This window comes from Streptomyces sp. NPDC101166 (assembly GCF_044768125.1).
In the GTDB taxonomy this organism is placed as follows: Bacteria; Actinomycetota; Actinomycetes; order Streptomycetales; family Streptomycetaceae; genus Streptomyces.
Window position 1 is genome coordinate 1 of sequence record NZ_JBIWPF010000286.1, and the last position, 1108, is coordinate 1108.

The following is a 1108-nucleotide window of genomic DNA, read 5'->3' on the forward strand; positions in this document are numbered from 1 at the left end:
CCCTCAGACTCTCGTCTGAGGGGCTCCAGCTGTGGCGGATGAAGGATTTGAACCTCCGAAGCATTACGCGGCTGATTTACAGTCAGCTCCCTTTGGCCGCTCGGGCAATCCGCCAGGGTACGCCTTCCAGCGCTTCAGCAGAATACCCTGAACCCACGCCCGGAATGCAAACCGGCTGGATACAGCCATGCCGGAGCGGCTAGCGTCGGCGTTGGAACATCCCGAATATCCGATCTCGGACAGGAGAAGAGTGTGGCGGATTCGTCGTTCGATGTGGTCAGCAAGATCGATCGCCAGGAGGTGGACAACGCCCTGAACCAGGCTGCCAAGGAGCTGAGCCAGCGCTACGACTTCCGCGGCACCGGAGCGAGCATCGAATGGTCGGGCGAGGAGAAGATCATCCTCAGCGCCGAGTCCGAGGACCGCGTGAAGGCGGCTCTGGACGTGTTCAAGGAGAAGCTGATCCGCCGCGACATCTCGCTCAAGGCGTTCGACGCGGGCGATCCGCAGGCCTCCGGCAAGGTGTACAAAATCACAGGGAACCTGGTGCAGGGCATCACCACGGAGAACGCGAAGAAGATCGCCAAGAAGATCCGTGACGAGGGCCCCAAGAGCGTCAAGGCGCAGATCCAGGGCGAGGAGCTGCGCGTCAGCAGCAAGAACCGTGACGATCTCCAGGCCGTCATCGCGCTGCTCAAGGGCGGCGACTTCGATATCGCCCTGCAGTTCGTGAACTACCGCTAGCTAGTAGTTCCGGTTTCCACCGGCCAACTCCTCGAGGCGGGCGATGCGGTCCGCCATCGGGGGGTGGGTGGAGAACCAGCGGGCCATCTTGTCGCCGGCCCGGAAGGGGTTGGCGATCATCAGGTGGGACTGGGCGGTCAGCTGCGGTTCGGGGGGTAGCGGGGCGGCCTGGGTGCCGCGTTCCAGTTTGCGCAGGGCCGAGGCGAGCGCCAGGGGGTCGCCGGTGAGTTCCGCGCCGTCCTGGTCGGCCTGGTATTCGCGGGAGCGGGAGACGGCCAGTTTGATCAGCGAGGCCGCGATCGGCCCCAGCAGTGAGACCAGCAGCAGCGCAATGACATTCGGCCCCTCGCCATTGCGGTTGCCG

2 protein-coding genes and 1 tRNA gene are annotated in these 1108 nt (G+C 64.4%); 1 reads left to right on the top strand and 2 read right to left on the bottom strand.

All coding sequences use genetic code 11. The annotated features are described in order from the left end of the window. Positions 1-32: 32 nt before the first annotated feature. Positions 33-114 (bottom strand) — tRNA-Tyr (locus ACIRS4_RS38455). Between the two features lie 138 nt (positions 115-252). Here ACIRS4_RS38455 and ACIRS4_RS38460 point away from each other — a divergent pair. Then, positions 253-744 carry a YajQ family cyclic di-GMP-binding protein gene (locus ACIRS4_RS38460; protein WP_357091065.1) on the top strand — a complete coding sequence of 164 codons (492 nt, stop codon included), beginning with the start codon at positions 253-255 and terminating at the stop codon, positions 742-744. Here ACIRS4_RS38460 and ACIRS4_RS38465 read toward each other — a convergent pair. Continuing rightward, positions 745-1108: M48 family metalloprotease (locus ACIRS4_RS38465; RefSeq protein WP_404204955.1), on the bottom strand; the 364-nt coding region annotated here is incomplete at its 5' end. It lies immediately after the preceding gene.